This is a genomic window from Streptomyces sp. NPDC050485, assembly GCF_044458185.1.
Lineage (GTDB): Bacteria > Actinomycetota > Actinomycetes > Streptomycetales > Streptomycetaceae > Streptomyces.
Genome location: NZ_JBITHR010000025.1, coordinates 1 through 19,230, shown reverse-complemented (window position 1 = coordinate 19,230; position 19,230 = coordinate 1). Strand labels below are relative to the sequence as shown.

Genomic DNA, 19,230 nt, shown 5'->3' with positions numbered 1-19,230 from the left:
CGCGGCGGTTGCCGTTTGGGCGATCACTTCCGTGGGGCTGGCTCCTCATGCTGTCGCGGATGATGTTGCGCCGAAGCAATGGTATTTGGATGCCATGCATGCAGCGGACATGTGGAAGGTAAGTACCGGCAAGGGAATAAAGGTCGCTGTTGTGGACAGTGGCGTTAATCCCGATACCCCTTCCCTGAAGGGGCAGGTGCTCAGTCAGGAAGTTCCACAGGGCGCCGCGTACGGAGCGACGAGTGATTACGTCGGCCACGGTACAACCATGGCCGAGTTGATTGCCGGCACCGGACAGGGTGGTGGCCTCAAAGGGTTGGCCCCAGGCGCGAAGATCATTCCTCTGCGCATCCAGCTCAAGGATCCTGAGGAGCTCAAGCGTACCCAGTCTGAGGTCGCAGGCATTCGGGCCGCCGCGGACACGGACGCCAAGATCATCAACATGTCATTCGGTGGGCGTGCCATGCATCCAGAGGTGGAAGCGGCCATTAAATATGCTGTGGCCAAAGGGAAGCTGCTCTTTGCTGCCACTGGAAATGACGGGGATTCGCCAGATGACTTTTTGGAGTTTCCGGCCGCGTATCCCGGAGTGGTCGGCGTTGGTGCAGCCGACGAAAACGGCAAAGTCGGGGAATTCTCGCAGACTGGTGAATTCGTCGGCCTGGCATCCCCAGGGCTGAATATTCCGGTGTGGTGCGACGCCACCTTCCAGAAATACTGCACCGGTCAGGGCACCAGTCAAGCCTCGGCCATCGCGTCCGCCTCCGCCGCTCTGATCTGGTCCGCCCACCCCACCTGGACGGCCAACCAAGTCCTGCGCGTAATGATCGACACGGCCAGCCGCACCTGGGACAAGAAGACGACCAGCAGATTCCTGGGCCACGGCCTGATCCGCCCCCGCCTCGTCCTGGAGCAGAGCGGCATCAACCCCGGCCCCCCCAACGTCGACCCTCTTTCGGGTGATGCCAAGGCGGGGAGCAGTGCGGCGCCGGGCGTTTCGTCGGGGCCCGCTGCCAGTCCCGTCCCCAAGGCCGCCGCCGCCAAGTCCGGTGGCGGGAACGGGCAGTTGTGGGTCGTGGGCGGCGTCGTCGCCGGGCTCGTCGTGATCGGCGGCGGAGTGTTCGCCGTGCTCAGAATGCGGCGCCGCGGCGCCTGAGCCGCACCTCCAGCTCCACCCACCGCACCACCACCACGAAGGGAAGGCCATGTCAAAGGGCCAGCGGGTATCCGACAGCGACATGATCGCGCTGGAGGGGAAGATCCTCCTCCGGTTCGACTCGGTGAAGGGCCAGCTCCACAGTCTGCAGAACGTGATCAACAGCCTCGAAGGGGCCTGGGAGGGCATCGGTGCCCACGCGTTCGACAAGAAGCAGAAGGAGATCAACGATCGCATGGTCCACCTGGGCCGGCTCCTCCTGGACTTCCTGGAGGCGATGAAGGCGACCCGCACGGTCAAGGGCGACACCGAGGAAGAGGTCCGCAAAGCCCTCATGGGCATCGACGTCGTGGACGGCTACAGCGGTGATGCCGGGGCCACGGCCTCGATCACCTCGAACCTCAGCACGTACTAGTCGCCGTCGCGCGCCGGGTTCGATCCGAAGCGTCAGGCAAACCTCGGCACGTACGAGTCGCGTCGCGCGCCCGGTTCGACCCGAAGCGCCACGCGGACCTCAGCACGTACGAGTCGCGCCGGGTTCGGCCCGAACCGCCGCGCCAGCTCACAACCAGCTTGTTCATCACAGAGATTGGGGTAGCCATGCCCAGCGGTAACGGCGATGTCCTCGGAGTAACGTACAGCAGCCTCGAGGGTGCGGCCGCGGACATCGAACGCCAGGCCAGGAAGCTCCGGCAAGACCTCGATGACATCAGCGACATGGTCAAGAAGGCCTCCGGCAACTGGGAGGGCCAGGCCCACGAGGCGTACGCGGCGAAGCAGCAGGACTGGAACAACACCGCGGACAGCGTCCACACCTCCCTCACGCAGATCGCCAAGGCCGTGGCCGAGGCGGGTCCGGCCTACCGGGCCGGTGACCGCAAGGCGGCCGGTTACTTCGAGTAGGAGTGCCGGGACATACGGACGGGGTGGGCACGCGCGGGAGGTGCCCACCCCGTTCGGCGTCGGTACGCCCCGGCGCTACTGCGCCGAGCCCGCCTCGATCCCGCCATTGCGGACCGAGGGCTCCAGGTCGAACTCCCCGTCCCGTGCCCCCAGTACGAACGCCTGCCACTCCGCCTCGGTGTACCGCAGCACGGTGTCCGGGTCCACGGAGGACCGCATGGCCACGGCGCCCGCCGGCAGATGGGCGATCTCGACGCGCTCCTCGTCCTCGGACGTCCCGGGCGCGCTGTGCCACTCGACGCCCGAGATGTCGAGGGCGTACAACTCGTTCTTCTCGCGCTCCTTGCGCTCCCGGAGTTCCTGGTCCTGTTCCTCAGCCATGACGGAGCGATTCCTTCCAGACGTACTGATGGGGCAGCCAACCAACCGCCCGCTCAGCCTACTTGGCACTGCGCACGGCGGGCGGGGGCGCGGGAAGAATGCATGAGAACGAGGGCGCCCCCGCCCGGTCCGTCAGTTCCCGCCCGCCACCAAGCCCGTCTGCACCAGCGGCTTCCCCCGCCTGCGGGACACGAACACGCCGCGGCCCGTCGGCATCGGGCGCGGGCGGACGCCCGCCAGGATGTCGCCCTCGGCCGGGTCGCCGGCCAGGAGCACGCCCTGGGCACCCAGTTCCTTCATGCGCTGCATGAAAGGCTCGTACGAGGCGCGGCCCGCGCCCGCCGTGGAGCGGGCGATGATGAAGCGGACGCCGACATCGCGGGCGAACGGCAGCAGTTCGGTGAGCTTGCCGAGCGGGTTGCCGCTGGATGTTGACACCAGGTCGTAGTCGTCCACTACTACGTACACCGTGGGGCCCCGCCACCAGCTGCGCTCGCGCAACTGCTGCGCGGTGACCTCGGCGCTCGGCGCGCGGCGCCGCATCAGGTCGGCCAGCGCGTCCATGTGGTGGTCCATGGCGTTCGACATGGGGATGTACTCGGCCAGGTGCGAGGGCGGGGTCACATCGAGCAGGGCGCGCCGGTTGTCCACCACGAACAGCTTGCACGCGTCGCCGTCGTACCGCTGCGTGAGCTGGGTGATCAGGAGCCGCAGCAGGTTCGACTTGCCGGATTCGCCCTCGCCGAAGACAAGGAAGAACGGGTCCTGCTCGAAGTCGACGAAGACCGGTTCCAGGTTGTTCTCGTCGAGCGCGAAGGCGACGCCGCGGTCCGGGAAGGCGTGGCCGGGCGGGAGTTGGGCGGCCGGGAGTTCGCGCGGCAGGAGGCGGACCTCGGGCGCGGGCGGGGCCGTCCAGTGCCGGGCGGCCTCGGTGGCCAGCGCCGCGGTCGCCTCGGCGAGGTCGGTGTCGGACTGGAGGCCGTCGATGCGGGGGACGGCCGCCATGAAGTGCGTCTTCTGCGGGGACTGGCCGCGGCCGGGCACCCCGACCGGGACGTTGGCCGCGACCTTGCGGTCGAACTCCGAGTCCATCGTGTCGCCGAGCCGCAGCTCCAGGCGGTTCATGAGGTGGTCCTTGAGGTTGGCCCTGACCTCCATCGAACGCGACGCGGTCAGCACCAGGTGGACGCCGTAGCCGAGCCCGCGCGCCGCGATGTCCAGGACGACCTGCTCCAGACCCTCGTACTCGGTACGGAAGTTGCCCCACCCGTCGATGACGAGGAAGACGTCGCCCCACGGCTGGTCGGCGGCCGAGATGGTGCCGCGCGCCCGGCGGGCCCGGAAGTCCGCGATCGAGGCGATGCCCGCCGAGCGGAAGTACTCCTCGCGGCGGGTCAGCACGCCGTACACCTCGGCGACCGTGCGCCGGACCCGCTCCGGGTCCAGCCGGGAGGCGACGCCGCCGACGTGCGGCAGGCCCGCGACCGCGGCCATGCCGCCGCCGCCGAAGTCGAGCCCGTAGAACTGCACTTCCTGCGGGGTGTGGGTGAGCGCGAACGACGCGAGCAGGGTGCGCACCAGCGTCGACTTGCCGGACTGCGGGCCGCCCAGGATCTGCAGATGGCCGGCCGCGCCCGAGAAGTCGCACCACAGCGGGTCGCGGCGCTGCTCGTACGGCTTGTCCACGAGACCGAGCGGCACGACCAGACGCCCCGCGCCCTGGTAGCCGGGCTGGGTGAGTCCGCGGCCCGGCACCGGGGCGAGGCCGGGCAGCAGCGAGTCGAGGGCCGGCGGGCTGTCCAGCGGCGGCAGCCACACCTGGTGGGCGGCCGGGCCGCGTGCTTCGAGGCGGCGCACGATCACATCGAGCACGGTGTCGGCGAGCGCGTCATCGGTCCGCGGCTCGGCCTCGGCCCGCGGACCCGGCACGGTCGGGGCGTACGTCACCGGCACTTCGGCGGCGGTGAACAGCACCGGCCGCCGGTCGACGGGCAGCGGGCCGCCGAGCGCGGCGGCCCGGTAGGCGCCCGTGCGGTACACGCCGGAGACGTACGCCGCCTTGAAGCGGGTCATCTCGTCGGTGCCGAACTTCAGGTAGCCGGAGCCGGGGACGCTCGGCAGGTGGTAGGCGTCGGGGACGCCGAGGGCCGCGCGCGACTCGGCGGCGGAGAAGGTGCGCAGACCGATCCGGTAGGAGAGGTACGTCTCCAGACCGCGCAGCCGGCCCTCCTCCAGGCGCTGCGAGGCGAGCAGCAGATGGACGCCGAGCGAGCGGCCGATGCGGCCGATCTGCACGAACATCTCGATGAAGTCCGGCTTGGCGGTGAGCAGTTCGCTGAACTCGTCGATGACCAGGACGAGCGAGGGGACGGGCTGGAGCGGGGCGCCGGCCGCCCGGGCCCGCTCGTAGTCGTGGATGTTGGCGTAGTTGCCCGCGTCGCGCAGCATCTCCTGGCGGCGGTTGAGCTCGCCGCGGATGGAGTCGCCCATGCGGTCGACCAGGGTGAGGTCGTCGGCGAGGTTGGTGATGACGGCCGCGACGTGCGGCATGTGCGCCATGCCGGCGAAGGTCGCGCCGCCCTTGAAGTCGGCGAGGACGAAGTTCAGCGTCTCGGAGGAATGGGTGACGGCGAGGCCGAGCACCAGGGTGCGCAGGAGTTCCGACTTTCCGGAACCGGTCGCGCCGACGCACAGTCCGTGCGGGCCCATGCCGTCCTGCGCGGCCTCCTTCAGGTCGAGCATGACCGGGCGGCCGTCCTCGCCGACGCCGATCGGGACTCGCAGCCGCTCGGAGGCGGAGCGGGGCCGCCAGGTGCGCGCGGTGTCCACCGACGCCGCGTCGCCGAGGTTCAGCAGATCGGTGAACTCCAGGTTGGCGAGCAGCGGTTCGTCGTCGTCACCGCCCAAGGCCATGCGCAGCGGGGCCAGCTGGCGGGCCAGCGCGTCGGCGGACTCGTACGGGAGGAGGTCGGGCGTGCCCTCGTACACGAGGCCGTGGCTCGACTCCAGGCGCAGCGTGCCGGGGTGCACGACGACGGCGAGTTCGCCGCGGGCGCCGGTGAGTTCGCCGGGGACGACCTCGACGACAGTGACGCCCTGGAGGCCTTCGGGGGAGGCGAGGACCGACAGCGGGGGAAGGGACACTCCGTCGATGACGACGACGATGTGCGGTTCCTCCGGCAGCGGCGCGCCCTCCGGGTGGAAGCGGGGGCGGCCGGTGAGGCGGGGCGCGAGCAGCTCTTCGAGCTCGGCCGAGCTGCGGCTGATCAGGCGCCGGCTGCCCGCGCCGTCGGCGAGGCCGGGGACCTGGGTGTGCGGCAGCCACTTGGTCCACTCCCAGTGCGCGGACGCGTTCTGGGCCGTGGCGACCGCGATGACCAGGTCCTCGGGGGAGTGCAGGGCGGCGAGCGAGGCGGTCAGGGCGCGCACGGTGGCGCGTGCCGTCTGCGCCTGTCCGCTGACCGTCATGTGGTAGAAGGCGCGCAGCGAGACCGCCATCGGCAGGTCCTCCACCGTCTGGTGGGTGGCCAGAAATCGCTGCATCGCGCCCGCCGTCAGCGGCTCCAGCTGGTCGACCGGCGCGGTCTGCGGCGGCACCAGCTCGGTGGCGAGCGCCTGCGGGCCGAGCCCGATGCGCACCTGGCCGAAGTCCTCGTCGCCCGAACGGCGTTCCCATACCCGGCTGCCCTCGGCGACCAGCGCCCACAGCTGCTCGGGGGAGGGGTGCAGGTAGTACTGCGCGTCGCGCTGCCTGTGCGCGGTCTCGACCGCCGAGCGCCGGGTCTGCGCGAGGTAGCGCAGATAGTCCCGGCGCAGGTCCGCCAACTGCCCCTGGGAGCCCTTGCGGTAGCGGACGATCATCGCCACCGACATGGCCACCGTCGAGGCGACCATCACCATGCCCATGACCTTCATGAACGGTTGCGAATTCGGCATGAAGAAGAACACCACGGAGCCGCCCATGCCCAGCATGGGCAGGAGTTGCATCAGCGCACCCTCCTGCTGTCCGCGCGGCAGCTCCGGCGGAGGCTGCAGGACGACCTCCTCCGCGGGCACCTCGGACGGCAGAGCCCGTGGCGGGCGCTTGACGATGATGTGGCTCACAACGCACCAATTCTCCTGGCAGCCGAAGAAGTTCGGCCCGCCGCCCCGTGTCCGGCGAACGCCGACCGCGGTGGGATCCTACTGACATCCGATGTGATCGGCTGGCGATAGGATTCCGCCTGTTCGTGTAAGCAGCCGCGAACAGAGCGAAGGAAACCGGGCACTTGACGTGTCCGGCGGGGACCGCCCGGGACCGGGCGCTGGCAGCCGGCGGACCACCGGGCGCCGCACGTACGTGAAGGGGGAGCCGAAGGTGAGCACGACCACCTCCGCGACGACGGCCGCCGAGCCCGGCCGGCCGGTCCAGGGGGCCGGGGCGAGCCTCGGCTTCTGCCGGGTGACGATCGTCGCGCCGGACGGCCGGATCGACGTGGCGCTGCCCGACGACATCCCGGTCGCCGACATCTACCCCGAGATCCTGCGGCTCGCGCAGCAGAGCCCGGTCGAGGGCGCCCCCGTCGGATACTCGCTGGTGCGCCGGGACGGCACCGTCCTCGACAGCGCCCGCTCGTTCGCCGCCCAGTCGATCCTGGACGGCGAGCTGCTCACGCTGCGCCCGTTCTCGCAGTCGCTGCCTCCCGCCGTCTTCGATGACGTCTCCGAGGCCGTCGCCTCTGCGGTCACCCGGGACCGCACGCTGTGGAACACCGGCCTGACCCGCGCCGCGGGCCTCATCGGCGGCGGCGTGCTGACCGTCCTGCTCGCCTTCGCCGCCTGGACCGCCGACCCGCGCCACGACATGCACGGCCTGCCGGGCATCCTCGCCGCTGTCGCCGGAGTGCTGCTGCTCACCCTCGCGGCCGTACGCGCCCGGATCTACGACGACCAGCTCTCCGCCGTCGCCCTGGGCCTCGGCTCGCTGCCCAACATCGCGGTCGCCGGGTCCGGGCTGCTGCCGCTCGCCGCCCACCACGGCGCCGGCCGGCTCCAGATGCTGCTCGCCTGTGCGGCGGTACTGATCGCCTCGCTCGTGCTGACCCTGCTCTCGCCCCGCGGCGACGGCCCCTTCGTGGCGTTCGTGCTCGCCTCCGCGGTGGGCGCGCTCGTCCTGTTCGTCGCGATCCTGACCGGGATGAAGCCCACCGGGACCGCCGCGGTCTGCACCCAGCTGGCCGTCGGCGCGCTCGCCTTCCTGCCCGGCCTCTCCATGCGCTTCGCCCGGCTGCCCATCGGCTTCGAGCCCCCGCACACCTCCCGGCGCGACCTCGGCGACGACCCGGCCCCGCCGGAGCCCGTCGACGCCGAGCGCATCGCCGCCCAGGCCCGGCGCGGCCACGAGCTGCTCGTCGGCCTGGTCGGCGGCTGCGCCGTCCTCGCGGTCGCGGGCGCCGCGGTACTCGGCTTCAGCGACAACACCTGGGGCCGCCTGCTGGCCCTGGCCACCGGCGTCGCCATGCTCATGCGGGCCCACCTCTTCCGCTACACCGCCCAGGTCGCCGCCACCCTGACCGCCGGGCTCGGCGCCCTCGCCCTGCTCGGCCTCGGCCTGTGCGTCAACACGCCGCGCGGCCTGATGGCGGACGCGCTGAAGGGCGACACCGCAGCCCTCGACATCCGCACCCTGTGGCTGGTCGCCGCGATCGCCGCCGCCGCGGCACTGGTCACCGCGATCGCGCTGATCGTGCCCGGCCGCGGCGTGACCCCGTTCTGGGGCCGCTTCCTGGAGATCGCCGAAGGATTCGTGCTGCTCACCCTGCTGCCGCTGACCCTGGCCGTCTTCGACGTGTACGCCAGGGCCCGCGCCCTGAGCAGCTGACCCGCGTTCCGCCGGGTCAACCGCCACCCGGGGGACTGGTACGCTGTGTGACGGCCGTTTGTGTACGCGCTCCCCGGAAGAGCCCCGCTCCTCTGGAAGCTGCGCTCATCGGACCTTCGCCTCCGAGTCACGGAAGCTCCCCTGAGATCCAGACCAGGGGCACTCGTGGGCGCACGAACACCACTGAGGAGTACGAGTGTCTCTCGACGCCGCTACGAAGAAGCAGATCATGTCCGAGTTCGGCCAGAAGGAGGGCGACACCGGCTCCCCCGAGGTTCAGGTCGCCATGCTCTCCCGCCGCATCTCGGACCTGACCGAGCACCTCAAGACGCACAAGCACGACCACCACTCCCGCCGTGGTCTGCTGATCCTGGTCGGCCAGCGCCGCCGCCTGCTGCAGTACCTGGCCAAGAAGGACATCCAGCGCTTCCGTACGCTGGTCGACCGCCTGGGCATCCGCCGCGGTGCGGCCGGCGGCGCCAAGTAAGCATGCTGTGAAGGGAGCGGTTCCCACCTATTAGGGGGCCGCTCCCTTTGCTGTACGTGCGGGACGTACCGAACGCTCAGTAGTCTGGTACGGACAACAGAACAAGCTTCACCAGAAGACGCTTCACCAGAACGCGCTCACCGCGCGCGCGAGCGAGCAGAAGCCCTCCTCCGCCGCCGGTCCTCGGTAGTGGCCCCCGGAACGCAAGGAACCCGGGCGCTTCGATCGAAGACCGGCCCGCCCTCAGGAGCGCTCCTCCGCTCGTCACCCCCACCGTCCCCGTGCCACACGGGCCCCGGGACGAAAAGACGACAAGCAAATGGAGAAAACGCTAGTGGAGAACGAGACCCACTACGCCGAGGCCGTCATCGACAACGGCTCCTTCGGCACCCGCACCATCCGCTTCGAGACGGGCCGCCTGGCCAAGCAGGCCGCCGGCTCCGCCGTGGCGTACCTGGACGACGACACGATGGTCCTCTCGGCCACCTCCGCGTCCAAGAACCCCAAGGACCAGCTCGACTTCTTCCCCCTCACGGTGGACGTCGAGGAGCGGATGTACGCCGCCGGCAAGATCCCCGGCTCCTTCTTCCGCCGCGAGGGCCGGCCCTCCGAGGACGCGATCCTCACCTGCCGCCTGATCGACCGCCCGCTGCGCCCGTCCTTCAAGAAGGGCCTGCGCAACGAGATCCAGGTCGTCGCGACGATCATGGCGCTCAACCCCGACCACCTGTACGACGTCGTCGCGATCAACGCCGCGTCCGCGTCCACCCAGCTGGCCGGCCTGCCCTTCTCCGGCCCGATCGGCGGCGTCCGCGTCGCGCTGATCAACGGCCAGTGGGTCGCGTTCCCGACGCACACCGAGCTCGAGGACGCCGTCTTCGACATGGTGGTCGCCGGCCGCGTCCTGGAGGACGGCGACGTCGCGATCATGATGGTCGAGGCCGAGGCCACCGAGAAGACCATCCAGCTGGTCAAGGGCGGCGCCGAGGCGCCGACCGAGGACGTCGTCGCCGCCGGTCTGGACGCCGCGAAGCCCTTCATCAAGGTGCTCTGCAAGGCCCAGTCCGACCTGGCCGCCAAGGCTGCCAAGCCGACCGCCGACTTCCCGGTCTTCCTCGACTACCAGGACGACGTCCTGGAGGCGCTGACCGCGGCCGTCAAGAGCGAGCTCTCCCAGGCGCTGACGATCGCGGGCAAGCAGGACCGCGAGGCCGAGCTGGACCGCGTCAAGGCGCTGGCCGCCGAGAAGCTGCTCCCGCAGTTCGAGGGCCGCGAGAAGGAGATCTCCGCCGCCTACCGCGCGCTGACCAAGAAGCTGGTCCGCCAGCGCGTCATCACGGACAAGGTCCGCATCGACGGCCGCGGCATCACGGACATCCGTACGCTGGCCGCCGAGGTCGAGGCCATCCCGCGCGTGCACGGCTCGGCGCTGTTCGAGCGTGGCGAGACCCAGATCCTGGGCGTCACCACCCTGAACATGCTCCGGATGGAGCAGCAGCTGGACACCCTTTCCCCGGTGACCCGCAAGCGCTACATGCACAACTACAACTTCCCGCCGTACTCGGTCGGCGAGACCGGCCGCGTGGGCTCGCCCAAGCGCCGCGAGATCGGCCACGGCGCGCTCGCCGAGCGCGCCATCGTGCCGGTCCTGCCGACCCGCGAGGAGTTCCCGTACGCGATCCGTCAGGTGTCCGAGGCCCTCGGCTCCAACGGCTCGACGTCCATGGGCTCGGTCTGCGCCTCCACCATGTCGCTGCTGAACGCCGGTGTGCCGCTGAAGGCCCCCGTCGCCGGTATCGCCATGGGTCTGATCTCCCAGGAGATCGACGGCAAGACGCACTACGTCGCCCTCACGGACATCCTCGGTGCCGAGGACGCGTTCGGTGACATGGACTTCAAGGTCGCCGGCACGAAGGAGTTCGTCACCGCGCTCCAGCTCGACACCAAGCTGGACGGCATCCCGGCCTCCGTCCTGGCCGCGGCCCTCAAGCAGGCCCGCGACGCCCGCCTCCACATCCTCGACGTGATGATGGAAGCGATCGACACCCCGGACGAGATGTCCCCCAACGCCCCGCGGATCATCACCGTCAAGATCCCGGTGGACAAGATCGGTGAGGTCATCGGCCCCAAGGGCAAGATGATCAACCAGATCCAGGAGGACACCGGCGCCGAGATCACGATCGAGGACGACGGCACCATCTACATCGGTGCCCAGGTCGGCTCGCAGGCCGAGGCCGCCCGCGCCACGATCAACAGCATCGCCAACCCGACCATGCCGGAGGTCGGCGAGCGCTACCTGGGTACGGTCGTCAAGACCACCACCTTCGGTGCGTTCGTGTCCCTGATGCCCGGCAAGGACGGTCTGCTGCACATCTCGCAGATCCGCAAGCTCGCCGGTGGCAAGCGCGTCGAGAACGTCGAGGACGTGCTCGGTGTGGGCTCCAAGGTCCAGGTCGAGATCGCCGAGATCGACTCCCGCGGCAAGCTCTCCCTGGTCCCCGTGATCGAGGGCGAGACGGCCGACGACGCCGAGAAGGACGACGCTGCCAAGTGACGTCCCGTAGTTCCGCGACGACGGCCCGCCCCTCTTCGGAGGGGCGGGCCGTCGCCCGTACCCAAACGCTCCTGAAGGGTCAGAACGGCATCGGCACCGTGCGCCGTACGACCCTCCCCGGCGGCCTGCGGGTCGTCACCGAAACCCTTCCCTCCGTACGGTCCGCGACCTTCGGCATCTGGGTCCAGGTGGGTTCGCGCGACGAGACGCCGACGCTGAACGGCGCCACGCACTACCTGGAGCACCTCCTCTTCAAGGGCACCAGCAAGCGCAGTGCCCTCGACATCTCCTCCGCGCTCGACGCGGTCGGCGGCGAGATGAACGCCTTCACGGCGAAGGAGTACACCTGCTACTACGCGCGGGTGCTCGACACCGATCTGCCGCTGGCGATCGACGTCGTGTGCGACATGCTGACGGACTCGCTGATACTCGCCGAGGACGTGGATGCCGAACGCGGCGTGATCCTCGAAGAGATCGCGATGACCGAGGACGACCCGGGCGACTGCGTGCACGACCTGTTCGCGCACACCATGCTCGGCGACACCCCGCTCGGCCGCCCGGTCCTGGGCACCGTCGACACGATCAACTCCCTCACCCAGGCGCAGATCTCGCGCTTCTACAAGAAGCACTACGATCCGCGCCACTTGGTCGTCGCGGCCGCCGGAAACATCGATCACGCCACCGTCGTACGCCAGGTCCGCAAGGCCTTCGAGAAGGCCGGCGCGCTGTCGCGTACGGACGCCGTCCCGGTCGGCCCGCGCGGCGGCACCCGCGCACTGAAGACCGCGGGCCGGATGGAACTGCTCAACCGCCGCACGGAGCAGGCGCACGTCGTCCTCGGCATGCCGGGCCTCGCCCGCACCGACGAGCGCCGCTGGGCGCTCGGCGTGCTGAACACGGCACTGGGCGGCGGCATGTCGTCCCGCCTGTTCCAGGAGGTCCGCGAGAAGCGCGGCCTGGCTTACAGCGTCTACTCGTACACCTCGGGCTTCGCCGACTGCGGCCTGTTCGGCGTGTACGCGGGCTGCCGCCCCAGCCAGGTCCACGACGTCCTGAAGATCTGCCGCGACGAACTGGACCGGGTGGCGAACGAGGGCCTCTCGGACGACGAGATCGGCCGCGCGGTCGGCCAGCTCTCCGGCTCCACCGTGCTCGGCCTGGAGGACACCGGTGCGCTGATGAACCGCATCGGCAAGAGCGAGCTGTGCTGGGGCTCCCAGATGTCGGTCGACGACATGCTGGCCCGGATAGCCGAGGTCACCCCGGACGACGTCCGTGAGGTGGCACGTGATGTCCTGGGGCAGCGTCCCTCGCTGTCCGTCATCGGCCCGCTGAAGGACAAGCAGGCCGACCGCCTCCACGAAGCGGTCTCGTAACCCTTAAGGAAACAAGCGAATGAGCAAGCTGCGCGTGGCGGTCCTCGGCGCGAAGGGCCGCATCGGTTCCGAAGCGGTACGAGCCGTGGAGGCTGCCGAGGACATGGAGCTGGTCGCGGCCCTGGGCCGCGGCGACAAGCTGGAGACGCTCGCCGAGACGGGCGCCCAGGTCGTGGTCGAACTGACCACTCCCGCCTCGGTGATGGACAACCTGGACTTCTGTGTACGCCACGGGATCCACGCGGTCGTCGGCACCACGGGCTGGACCGAGGACCGCCTCGCGCAGCTGAACACCTGGCTGGACGGCTCCCCGTCCACCGGGGTGCTCATCGCCCCGAACTTCTCCATCGGCGCCGTCCTGACGATGAAGTTCGCCCAGCTCGCGGCCCCGTACTTCGAGTCGGTCGAGGTCGTCGAGCTGCACCACCCCAACAAGGTCGACGCGCCGTCCGGCACCGCGACGCGCACCGCCCAGCTCATCGCGGCGGCCCGCGCCGAGGCGGGCGTGGGCCCGGCGCCGGACGCCACGGTCACGGCGCTCGCCGGGGCCCGGGGCGCCGACGTGGACGGCATCCCGGTGCACGCCGTCCGGCTGCGCGGCCTCCTGGCCCACCAGGAAGTACTGCTCGGCGCGGAGGGCGAGACCCTCACCGTGCGCCACGACTCCCTCCACCACAGCAGCTTCATGCCGGGCATCCTGCTCGGCGTCCGCCGCGTGGTGACCACTCCGGGCCTCACCTTCGGCCTGGAACACTTCCTCGACCTCAACTGAGCGGCACCGTCGGTCCCATGCGCGCGAAAATCACCTACCTCATCACGGCCGCCGTCCTGGTCTTCTACTTCGTCCTGGCCGGCAGCCGTGGCGTGATGCTCATCGAACAGGGCACTTGGATCACGGTCACCATGGGGGTGGCCGTGCTGATCCTGCCGCTGATCGGCATCTGGTTCCTCTGGGCGAACACCCGGTTCGTCACCAAGGCCAACAAGCTCGCCGCCGAGCTGGACGCCGAAGGCGGCCTGCCCGTCGACGAGTTGGTCCGCACGGCGGGCGGCCGCATCGACCGGGACTCGGCCGATGCCGTCTTCGCCCGCCGCAAGGCGGAGACGGAGGACGCCCCGGACGACTGGCGCTGCTGGTTCCGTCTCGCCATCGCCTACCAGGACGCCCGCGACACCCCGCGGGCCCGCAAGGCGATGCAGCGGGCGATCGCCCTGCGCGAGTGCGAGCCGGCCGGGGCATAGCCCCGACCGGAGCTTCGGAATCGGGGCTTCGGAACCGGGCTTTCGGAATCCGGGCTTTCGGGAGCAGGTCTTCGGAACTGGGGCTTTGGAATCCGGGCCTTCGGGGGCGGGCCGTCGGAACAGGGCCTTCGGGTCAGCGGGCCCGGTACTCGTCGCCCCAGGCCTCCACCAGGTCCGCGGCACGGTCGAAGGCTTCGCCCCGGGCCAGGAAGTCCGCACTGCGATCCGTGAGCAGCGGCGGCAGCACCCGGCCGTCCTGTCGCTCGGCGATGAGCGCCTGCCCCTGCACGGTCCGCGGCAGCCCGAGCCAGCGCACCGGCTGCTGAACCGTCCGTACGCCGCGGATCTGCTGCCACGCCACCGTGCTGGTCGAGAAGAAGGCGACCCGCCGCAGCCCGGCCCGGCTGACCCAGGCCCCGACCCGCAGCAGCCGCAGTGACGAGGTGATCACGAGCACGGCGACCGCCAGGACGACCAGCCCGCCCACGGGCTCCCCGGCGGCGGCGATGATCACCGCGGCGAGCAGCACGAACGAGGCGAGGAGCAGCAGCAGGGCCGCCGCGGCGACCCGCCACGGGCCGGGCCGGTAAGGGCGCCGCCAGCGATCGTGGTCGTCGAAGGGCAGCGCGATGTCGTCGGAGTACTCACCGGGTGCGTCAACTGCGCGGTCGGCCGTCAGGAAGGGCAGGGGCACGACTGATCCTCACTCACAAGCACGCTCGATTGGGCTGCTCGGGGTGAGGCTACCCAGGAGGTCACCGTGCGGCCACCTCCGGGGTCCGGGCGCGCGTCGGCGCGGTTCGGAGCCGGTCAGCGGCCGGTGGAGGCCTCGGACTGCTGGCTCTGCCCGGGGGACCGGGGGCTTTCCATGGCGGGCATCCCGAAGAGCAGCGCACCGGTGAGCCCGGCTATGACGGTGAGCCCGACCAGGGTCCGGCCGACGAGCTGACCTGCGCTCGCGCGCTCGCGCGGCGGTGGCTCGACGTTGCTGCGGTACCGGTCGGCCTCAGCGACGAATGCGAACGGAACGGGCTCACGCCGGCGGAACATGGGGGCACATCTCCTGGGAAACTCGAGGGGCTGCCGAACTTGCTGCTGCTTATTGATACAGACGCACGGAACTGCCGATTGGTGCCCGAATTCGCCGAATTGGCCGAAGAATGTGGTGACGACCCGTCAGGGCTGGAGTTGTCAGTGCCGGGCCGTAGAGTGGGCGCCGCCCGAGCGACGCAATGGGAAGGACCCGCCGGTGACCGACACCCCCGCCTCAGACCTCAAGCCCAGTTTCCGCAGCGACGTCACCGTCGAGCTGGTGAAGCACTCGGCGTCCGACTCCGACGTGCTGTGGGCAGCCCGTGTCTCCACGGCGGGCGAGCAGTCCCTGGAGGAGCTGCAGAAGGACCCCGAGCGCTCCAAGGGCCTCATCAACTACCTGATGCGGGACCGGCACGGCAGCCCCTTCGAGCACAACTCGATGACCTTCTTCATCAGCGCCCCGATCTTCGTCTTCCGCGAGTTCATGCGGCACCGCGTGGGCTGGTCGTACAACGAGGAGTCGGGCCGGTACCGGGAGCTCCAGCCGGTCTTCTACGTACCGGGCGCCGAGCGCAAGCTGGTGCAGCAGGGCCGCCCCGGCAAGTACGAGTTCGTCGACGGCTCGGCGGAGCAGCAGGAGCTGACCGCCCGCGCGATGGAGGACTCCTACCAGCAGGCGTACGAGGCGTACCAGGAGATGCTGGCGGCCGGTGTCGCCCGCGAGGTGGCCCGGGCCGTGCTCCCCGTCGGCCTCTTCTCCTCCATGTACGCGACGTGCAACGCGCGTTCCCTGATGCACTTCCTCGGCCTGCGGACCCAGCACGAGCTGGCGAAGGTCCCGTCCTTCCCGCAGCGGGAGATCGAGATGGTCGGCGAGAAGATGGAAGAGGAGTGGGCCCGGCTCATGCCGCTCACCCACGCGGCCTTCAACACCAACGGCCGGGTGGCCCCGTAACCGCACGGGTTGACGGCTGATCGCGCCCATACCGGCACAGATGTGCGGATAGGCCGTGCAAAGTGTCCGTATTGCGGCGTTTCGTGAAGTTCATCTAGGCTGATCAAACGGACCCGGCACTGCTTGAACCCCCGAGCAGGCAGTGCCGGGCTCCCTTTGTCACCTGCCCCCGAGGGGGGACCCGGCGCTGAGCAGCGAGTAGCGTGTTACCCATGGCTCCGATCTCCACTCCGCAGACCCCCTTCGGGCGGGTCCTCACCGCCATGATCACGCCCTTCACGGCGGATGGCGCACTCGACCTCGACGGCGCCCAGCGGCTGGCCGCCCACCTGGTCGACGCAGGCAACGACGGGCTGATCGTCAACGGCACCACCGGCGAGTCCCCGACCACCAGCGACGCGGAGAAAGACCAGCTCGTACGGGCCGTACTGGAAGCCGTCGGAGACCGCGCCCATGTCGTGGCCGGAATCGGCACCAACGACACGCACCACACCCTCGAACTCGCCCGTACGGCGGAGCGTGCCGGCGCTCACGGCCTGCTCGCCGTGACGCCGTACTACAACAAGCCCCCGCAAGAGGGCCTCTTCCGGCACTTCTCGGCCATCGCCGACGCCACCGAACTCCCGGTGATGCTGTACGACATCCCCGGCCGCAGCGGCGTCCCGATCGACACCGAGACACTCGTCCGGCTCGCCGAGCACCCGAGGATCGTCGCCAACAAGGACGCCAAGGGCGACCTCGGCCGCGCCAGCTGGGCCATCGCCCGCTCCGGCCTCGCCTGGTACTCCGGCGACGACATGCTCAACCTGCCGCTGCTCTCGGTCGGCGCCTGCGGCTTCGTCTCCGTGGTGGGCCACCTGGTCACCCCCGAGCTGCGCGCCCTGCTCGACGCGTACCTCGCCGGCGACGTACGCAAGGCCACCGAGATCCACCAGCGGCTGCTCCCGGTCTACACCGGCATGTTCCGCACCCAGGGCGTCATCACCACCAAGGCCGCCCTCGCCCTGCAGGGGCTTCCGGCCGGACCGCTGCGCCTTCCCCTGGTCGAGCTCACGGCGGAAGAATCCCGCCAGCTGGGGCTCGATCTGGCGGCCGGTGGGGTACAGCTCTAACCACAGACTTCACAACTGAATACGCGCCAGACGAACGCGCGAAACCCATACATAACAGCAAGTGCACGAATGACATACGCGCCACGTGCCCTACAGGTACGTGGCGCGTGTGGTGAGGAGAGTCTTTTGAGTCATCCGCATCCTGAACTCGGCACCCCGCCGAAGCTTCCCAAGAACGGCCTGCGCGTCACACCGCTCGGCGGTCTCGGCGAAATCGGCCGGAACATGACGGTCTTCGAGTTCGGCGGCCGCCTGCTCATCGTCGACTGCGGTGTCCTGTTCCCCGAGGAGGAGCAGCCCGGCATCGACCTGATCCTGCCGGACTTCAGCTCCATCCGGGACCGCCTCGACGACATCGAGGGCATCGTCCTGACGCACGGCCACGAGGACCACATCGGCGGCGTCCCGTACCTGCTCCGCGAGAAGCCGGACATCCCGCTGATCGGCTCCAAGCTGACCCTCGCGCTCATCGAGGCCAAGCTCCAGGAGCACCGGATCCGCCCGTACACGCTGGAGGTCGCCGAGGGCGACCGCGAGCGCCTGGGCCCCTTCGACTGCGAGTTCGTCGCGGTCAACCACTCCATCCCGGACGCCCTCGCCGTCGCCATCCGCACCCCTGCGGGCATGGCCGTCGCGACCGGCGACTTCAAGATGGACCAGCTCCCGCTGGACGGCCGTCTCACCGACCTGCACGCCTTCGCCCGGCTGAGCGAGGAGGGCATCGACCTCCTCCTCTCCGACTCGACGAACGCCGAGGTCCCCGGTTTCGTACCGCCGGAGCGGGACATCTCCAACGTCCTGCGCACCGTCTTCGCCAACGCCGACAAGCGCATCATCGTGGCCAGCTTCGCCAGCCACGTGCACCGCATCCAGCAGATCCTGGACGCCGCGCACGAGTACGGCCGCCGGGTCGCCTTCGTCGGCCGCTCGATGGTCCGCAACATGGGCATCGCGCGGGACCTCGGCTACCTGAAGGTCCCGGCCGGCCTCGTCGTGGACGTCAAGACGCTGGACGACCTGCCGGACGACGAGGTCGTACTGGTCTGCACGGGTTCGCAGGGCGAGCCGATGGCCGCGCTGTCCCGGATGGCCAACCGCGACCACCAGATCCGGATCGTCCAGGGCGACACCGTGATCCTCGCGTCGTCGCTCATCCCGGGCAATGAGAACGCGGTCTACCGCGTCATCAACGGCCTGACCCGCTGGGGCGCCAACGTCGTCCACAAGGGCAACGCCAAGGTGCACGTCTCGGGCCACGCCTCGGCCGGCGAGCTGCTGTACTTCTACAACATCTGCAAGCCGAAGAACCTGATGCCGGTCCACGGCGAATGGCGCCACCTGCGGGCGAACGCGGAGCTCGGAGCCCTCACGGGCGTGCCGAAGAACCACATCGTCATCGCCGAGGACGGCGTGGTGGTCGACCTGGTCGACGGCGCCGCCAGGATCGTCGGCAAGGTCCAGGCTGGTTACGTGTACGTCGACGGCCTCTCGGTCGGCGACGTGACGGAGTCCTCCCTGAAGGACCGCCGCATCCTCGGCGACGAGGGCATCATCTCGGTGTACGTGGTGGTGGACTCCAGCAGCGGCAAGATCACCAGCGGGCCGCACATCCAGGCGCGTGGTTCCGGCATCGAGGACTCCGCGTTCAGCCCGGTGGTCTCGAAGATCGAGGAAGCGCTGAACAGGTCCGCCCAGGACGGCGTGGTCGAGCCGCACCAGCTCCAGCAGCTGATCCGCCGCTCGGTCGGCAAGTGGGTCTCGGACACGTACCGCAGGCGTCCGATGATCCTCCCCGTGGTCGTCGAGGTCTGACGCTCACAGCGGTTGCACGCCCGGAGCGGGGCGCCTCGATTTGCGTCGGGGCGCCCCGCTCCAGTACGTTTATGTCTCCGCCTGAACGGGAACCCCAGCACACTCGTGTGCGCACGGGAGTCCCCGAACGGGGCGGGAAATTCCGACTCAGGTTCTCTGATAAAGTCGGGTCACGCCGAAAGGGAAACGCGAAAGCGAAGAACTCGAAGCGAACCCCAATTTCGACGGGGAATCGGACACGAAAGAGTCTGATAGAGTCGGAAACACGAAATACCGAAGGGAAGCGCCCGGAGGAAAGCCCGAGAGGGTGAGTACGAAGGAAGCGTCCGTTCCTTGAGAACTCAACAGCGTGCCAAA

At 69.7% G+C, this 19,230-nt stretch carries 16 protein-coding genes; 12 read left to right on the top strand and 4 right to left on the bottom strand.

Going from position 1 to position 19,230, the window contains the following annotated elements:
* Nucleotides 1-31: 31 nt before the first annotated feature.
* The 3 genes from ACIBK6_RS34430 (at nucleotide 32) to ACIBK6_RS34420 (ending at nucleotide 2,059) form a co-directional block, all read left to right on the top strand.
* Nucleotides 32-1,156 (top strand): S8 family serine peptidase, encoded by a 1,125-nt coding sequence (locus ACIBK6_RS34430; RefSeq protein WP_399056074.1) that lies wholly within the window; start codon nucleotides 32-34, stop codon nucleotides 1,154-1,156.
* A gap of 49 nt (nucleotides 1,157-1,205) precedes the next feature.
* On the top strand, nucleotides 1,206-1,571 hold the full coding sequence (locus ACIBK6_RS34425; protein WP_399056071.1) for a WXG100 family type VII secretion target: 366 nt from the start codon (nucleotides 1,206-1,208) through the stop codon (nucleotides 1,569-1,571).
* Between the two features lie 185 nt (nucleotides 1,572-1,756).
* A complete protein-coding gene (locus ACIBK6_RS34420; RefSeq protein WP_399056069.1) occupies nucleotides 1,757-2,059 on the top strand; it encodes a WXG100 family type VII secretion target in 303 nt (100 codons plus the stop codon).
* A 75-nt stretch (nucleotides 2,060-2,134) separates the two neighbouring features.
* On the opposite strand, the gene ACIBK6_RS34415 is transcribed toward ACIBK6_RS34420, so the two are convergent.
* Together ACIBK6_RS34415 and eccCa are read right to left on the bottom strand one after the other, a co-directional pair.
* A complete protein-coding gene (locus ACIBK6_RS34415; protein WP_399056067.1) occupies nucleotides 2,135-2,440 on the bottom strand; it encodes a DUF397 domain-containing protein in 306 nt (101 codons plus the stop codon).
* Nucleotides 2,441-2,572: 132 nt separating this feature from the next.
* Nucleotides 2,573-6,544: a type VII secretion protein EccCa gene (gene eccCa, locus ACIBK6_RS34410; protein WP_399056065.1), complete on the bottom strand. Its 3,972-nt coding sequence runs from the start codon at nucleotides 6,542-6,544 to the stop codon at nucleotides 2,573-2,575.
* 253 nt (nucleotides 6,545-6,797) lie between these two features.
* Here eccCa and eccD point away from each other — a divergent pair, with 253 nt between their 5' ends.
* The 6 genes from eccD (at nucleotide 6,798) to ACIBK6_RS34380 (ending at nucleotide 13,959) form a co-directional block, all read left to right on the top strand.
* Complete coding sequence (gene eccD, locus ACIBK6_RS34405; protein WP_399056063.1) at nucleotides 6,798-8,300, top strand: type VII secretion integral membrane protein EccD; 1,503 nt, start codon at nucleotides 6,798-6,800, stop codon at nucleotides 8,298-8,300.
* Nucleotides 8,301-8,496: 196 nt separating this feature from the next.
* The gene (rpsO, locus tag ACIBK6_RS34400) at nucleotides 8,497-8,787 is read left to right on the top strand and encodes a 30S ribosomal protein S15 (protein ID WP_344078972.1); all 291 of its coding nucleotides are present in this window, start codon (nucleotides 8,497-8,499) and stop codon (nucleotides 8,785-8,787) included.
* 334 nt (nucleotides 8,788-9,121) lie between these two features.
* Nucleotides 9,122-11,341, top strand: a complete 2,220-nt coding sequence (locus ACIBK6_RS34395; protein ID WP_399056060.1) for a polyribonucleotide nucleotidyltransferase — start codon at nucleotides 9,122-9,124, stop codon at nucleotides 11,339-11,341.
* The gene (locus tag ACIBK6_RS34390; RefSeq protein WP_399056058.1) at nucleotides 11,338-12,717 is read left to right on the top strand and encodes a M16 family metallopeptidase; all 1,380 of its coding nucleotides are present in this window, start codon (nucleotides 11,338-11,340) and stop codon (nucleotides 12,715-12,717) included. The genes ACIBK6_RS34395 and ACIBK6_RS34390 overlap by 4 nt, the downstream gene beginning before the upstream one ends.
* Nucleotides 12,718-12,736: 19 nt before the next feature.
* Nucleotides 12,737-13,489 (top strand): 4-hydroxy-tetrahydrodipicolinate reductase, encoded by a 753-nt coding sequence (dapB, locus tag ACIBK6_RS34385; RefSeq protein WP_399056056.1) that lies wholly within the window; start codon nucleotides 12,737-12,739, stop codon nucleotides 13,487-13,489.
* 17 nt (nucleotides 13,490-13,506) lie between these two features.
* Complete coding sequence (locus ACIBK6_RS34380) at nucleotides 13,507-13,959, top strand: hypothetical protein (protein ID WP_399056054.1); 453 nt, start codon at nucleotides 13,507-13,509, stop codon at nucleotides 13,957-13,959.
* 133 nt (nucleotides 13,960-14,092) lie between these two features.
* Here ACIBK6_RS34380 and ACIBK6_RS34375 read toward each other — a convergent pair whose 3' ends face one another.
* Both ACIBK6_RS34375 and ACIBK6_RS34370 read right to left on the bottom strand, forming a co-directional pair.
* A complete protein-coding gene (locus ACIBK6_RS34375) occupies nucleotides 14,093-14,653 on the bottom strand; it encodes a hypothetical protein (protein WP_399056052.1) in 561 nt (186 codons plus the stop codon).
* Nucleotides 14,654-14,769: 116 nt separating this feature from the next.
* The gene (locus ACIBK6_RS34370; RefSeq protein ID WP_399056050.1) at nucleotides 14,770-15,009 is read right to left on the bottom strand and encodes a hypothetical protein; all 240 of its coding nucleotides are present in this window, start codon (nucleotides 15,007-15,009) and stop codon (nucleotides 14,770-14,772) included.
* A gap of 199 nt (nucleotides 15,010-15,208) precedes the next feature.
* Here ACIBK6_RS34370 and thyX point away from each other — a divergent pair, with 199 nt between their 5' ends.
* From thyX to ACIBK6_RS34355, 3 genes are all read left to right on the top strand, one after another.
* Complete coding sequence (thyX, locus tag ACIBK6_RS34365) at nucleotides 15,209-15,949, top strand: FAD-dependent thymidylate synthase (RefSeq protein ID WP_399056048.1); 741 nt, start codon at nucleotides 15,209-15,211, stop codon at nucleotides 15,947-15,949.
* 212 nt (nucleotides 15,950-16,161) lie between these two features.
* Nucleotides 16,162-17,061, top strand: a complete 900-nt coding sequence (dapA, locus tag ACIBK6_RS34360) for a 4-hydroxy-tetrahydrodipicolinate synthase (protein ID WP_399056046.1) — start codon at nucleotides 16,162-16,164, stop codon at nucleotides 17,059-17,061.
* A 126-nt stretch (nucleotides 17,062-17,187) separates the two neighbouring features.
* Nucleotides 17,188-18,873 carry a ribonuclease J gene (locus ACIBK6_RS34355; protein ID WP_399056044.1) on the top strand — a complete coding sequence of 562 codons (1,686 nt, stop codon included), beginning with the start codon at nucleotides 17,188-17,190 and terminating at the stop codon, nucleotides 18,871-18,873.
* Nucleotides 18,874-19,230: the final 357 nt, after the last annotated feature.